The sequence below is a fragment of the Nostoc sp. CHAB 5715 genome, from assembly GCF_020829685.1.
GTDB lineage: Bacteria > Cyanobacteriota > Cyanobacteriia > Cyanobacteriales > Nostocaceae > Nostoc.
On sequence record NZ_JAIVFR010000832.1, the window covers coordinates 1 to 3,423 of the forward strand.

2 protein-coding genes and 1 pseudogene are annotated in these 3,423 nt (G+C 38.7%); 1 reads left to right on the plus strand and 2 read right to left on the minus strand.

Translation table 11 applies throughout. From position 1 onward, the window contains the following. Both devC and LC574_RS32125 read right to left on the minus strand, forming a co-directional pair. Positions 1–816 (minus strand): ABC transporter permease DevC (gene devC / locus LC574_RS32120; protein WP_229457653.1); only part of this gene is annotated, 816 nt, incomplete at its 3' end. 74 nt (positions 817–890) lie between these two features. Beyond that, positions 891–2,099, minus strand: a complete 1,209-nt coding sequence (locus LC574_RS32125) for an ABC exporter membrane fusion protein (RefSeq protein ID WP_229457652.1) — start codon at positions 2,097–2,099, stop codon at positions 891–893. Positions 2,100–3,305: 1,206 nt separating this feature from the next. Here LC574_RS32125 and LC574_RS32130 point away from each other — a divergent pair. Beyond that, positions 3,306–3,423 (plus strand): annotated as a pseudogene (locus LC574_RS32130) (glycosyltransferase family 2 protein); the annotation flags it as partial.

Genomic DNA, 3,423 nt, shown 5'->3' on the forward strand with positions numbered 1-3,423 from the left:
TATAAAACCAATAGGCGTTCTAACAGCCCAATATTTTTTCTCAAACTCAATAAAGCCTTGGCGTGTAAAAACTTGGACATCATTAGGCAAAATTGCTTGCAAATTTTTTAGTACTGTTTCTGCATTAGTACCAGGTTTGAGGGAAATCAAACCGATATCTATCATATCTGCCGGACGACTATTGGGATTTATCCTCAGGAAAGTTGAGTCACTGACAAGTAAATTACCGTCTACCCCAAAGGAAGGCCCTAAGCTGAATAAGCCAGCAATTCTAACTCTATAGCCAATTAATGAATTGAAGGGAAATATTTCAATTGTCTGTGCAGTATCTCCCGCATCAAATTTTTGAGCTATTGGGCCAAACTCTGGACGAGAACTCCGATCAAAAAGCACGACATCGGGAATTTTCAGTTTATCTAAATTTTTCTCAACTTCTGGGATGTTCATCACAGGTCTACCTGGATCAAAACCAATAACGTATATTGAATATTTCTCACCAGTTGCCGGATTTTTCAGTTTTGCAAATTGCAAATACATGGGGCTAACTGACTCTACGCCATCAAAGGCTAGAGATTGGTACAAACGAGTCCGCGAAAAACTTTGATTTGAGGTCAAAGATTTATATTGAGAACTAACTAAAAATAAATCTCCTTTGAGATTCTGATGTACTGCGGTCGCACTTGAATAGAGGGCATCTTGAAAACCAAGTTGCACAAACATTAGCAGCACAATAAAACCAATCCCGGCTACAGCTACTAGTAAACGAACTTTTTGCTGGGCTAGCTGTAGCCATCCTAAAGGAATTTTGAAATTCATGGATTTATTTGTCATTTGTCATTTGTCATTTGTTATTTGTCATTTGTGAATGACCAATGCCCCATGCCCAATGACTAAATATGAATGGCGACATCCACTTGTAAGTTAGTTAAACGAGCCACCCGCTCACTATCTGCGGGATTATCAATGGAGATTTTCACTTCAATTATTCTGCGGTCTGTATCTGAGCCAGGGTTGAGGCTGAAGATGTTTTGCTTGTCAACTTGCCAACCAATCTCTTTTACAGTTCCTTTTATTGTTCCAGTAAATGCAGTGCTGGTAATGGTGGCTTTTTGTCCTACACGCACTTTTTGAATATCGGTTTGATACACCTCTGCAATCACATACATTTGAGATGTCTTACCGATTTCAGCAAATCCTCTGCTGGTGCTGATTACTTCTCCGGTTTTGGCGTGAATTTTCAAAATTTTGCCATTTATGGGAGATTTGATGTAACTTAAATCCAAGTCGGCTTTTGCTTGTTGAACAGAAGTTGTTGCACTGTTGACTTCGGTTTGTGCTACCTGAACATCTACACTACGCACTTCACTAATACTGGTGAGTTGCGCTTGTGCTTGCTTGCGTTGTTCTTGGTATGTGTCTTGAGTCCGCTTGAGCATGGCTTGGGCTTCTGTTAGCTGCTGTTGTGTAGTCTTTAGTTGCAAAGCTTTGGTATCTGCTACAGAAGCCGCGATCGCACCTTGTTTATATAATTGCTGATAGCGATTATTCTCGGCTTGAGCATTGTCTACTTCAGCCTGGATTCGGTCGATTGTCGCCTGTTGTGTAGCAACGTCTCCTTTATATTGTGGCTCTAAACGTGCGATCGCTGCCTTTTGAGCATCAACATCTCCGGTTTTAGCTCCAGATTTCACCTGCGCTAGTTTAGCTTTGGCAACTTGCAGTTGGTCTAAAGCTTGTTGCAATGCGGTTTTAGAACGACCATAATTTTCTAGATATGCCAATAATTGCCCTGCTTTAACCGCATCGCCTTCTTTTACCAACAGTCTTTCTACTCGCACTCCGTTATTGGCATTGGGAGCATTCAAAGAAGTAACTTCGCCTTCTGGTTCTAAACGTCCCAAAGCAGTCACAGCAACTTTCGCAGGAGTGGCAGCTTTTGGAGGATTCGCTTGTGGTGTCACAACTTTAGGTTTAGACCAAAACGGTACCAAACTATAAAAAGCTATTAATCCCGCCGCCAAAGTGAGAGAAGCTGCTAAAATTACTTGCGATCGCCCTACGGGTTTTGTGAATAATCGGCTTTCTTTATTTACTGCCATATTTTCATTCCAATTCTGTTTTCTAGGGGATAGCCTGGTTATATTTAGTCGATTAGATATAGACTCATCCGCAAATTACCAAGAGGGCTTTTCCTCTAGGGTTTCTACCTTAATCAAGTGGATGGGTCTAAATTGGTTTTATATGAATTGTTGTACGCTTTTGCCGCCCAAATTCACTATTGTGGCGTGAAAATTAATGGTGTATTACTTCAAAGCTTCCTAAGTTATATTCTAATTTGACATCTAATCCAGTAGCGTAAAATACAATAGCGCTAACCGGGAAACTTAACTCTCAAGAATAACGAAGCGCCAGTAAAAATGAACTCAAAGTTTGGATAAACTTGTTATTAACAATGGCATAGAAAGTGAATATTGTCAACTGATTAACTTTGCATAAGTCCTGATTCTCTCACTAAAATATTTCATCACAATCAGATTAGAGACTGAAGAAATTTGCTCATCACTAATCCCTTGTCTGCTAATTGAATACCAAAAGATAGTTCGTTATTAAGTAGATTTGATATTACTAACAGATTATTATTAGCAAGGTTGTGTAGTATTAGACATTCTTATCAGCTTTGTTCATATAGCAGTCCTAAATCATTTGTGAAATATTTTTCTCTTTGCTGTCATTAGTCATTAGTTATTTGTCCTTTGTAATCACAAATGACCAAGGACGACCATAACAAAATTTTCACAATCTCATTTAGGATTGCTATAGTAATTAAAGGCATGAATCGATACCTTTGCTGGTTTACGCTAACGCACATCTAAAAATACATGAGTATACTGTGGTGGAAGTTTGTTTACTTTTAACAAGGGATTTGACCCCTTGTGATTACCAACATACTTATAAATCTTCTGCTTCGTTGCCATCCCGCCTTGGAATAAATTCCAAGGCTAATAGCGAAAGTCCTCTTAAGAGGACTAAATACAGACTTTGAAACGATGTATATGATTATCCAGGGCTATTTCATTCTCATCTAGCCCGCCTCAGAATAAATTCTGAGGCTAATAACAAAAGTCGTCTAAAGACGACTAAGAAAGATTTTTAGTCCACTTTAGTGGACTTAAGCTAAAAGCCTGTGAACTTTAGTTCTGGGCGGTTTATGTTTAGAACGAAATAGCCCTGTATGATTATCCTTGATGAAAGCGAAAATTTCAGTCCACTTGAGTGGACTTGAACTATAAGCCGCAGAACTTAATATGAATAAATTGCTTACCATTGCCATTCCTACATTCAATCGTGCTAGTTTACTTGATAAACAATTAGCATGGCTAGCTCAAGCTATTAAAGGTTTTGAAGATGATTGTGAGATTTTAG

Bases quoted from the DNA above. Each gene is read 5' to 3' on its own strand.
- LC574_RS32125 (WP_229457652.1), bottom strand. From the start codon at position 2,099: ATGGCAGTAAATAAAGAAAGCCGATTATTCACAAAACCCGTAGGGCGA.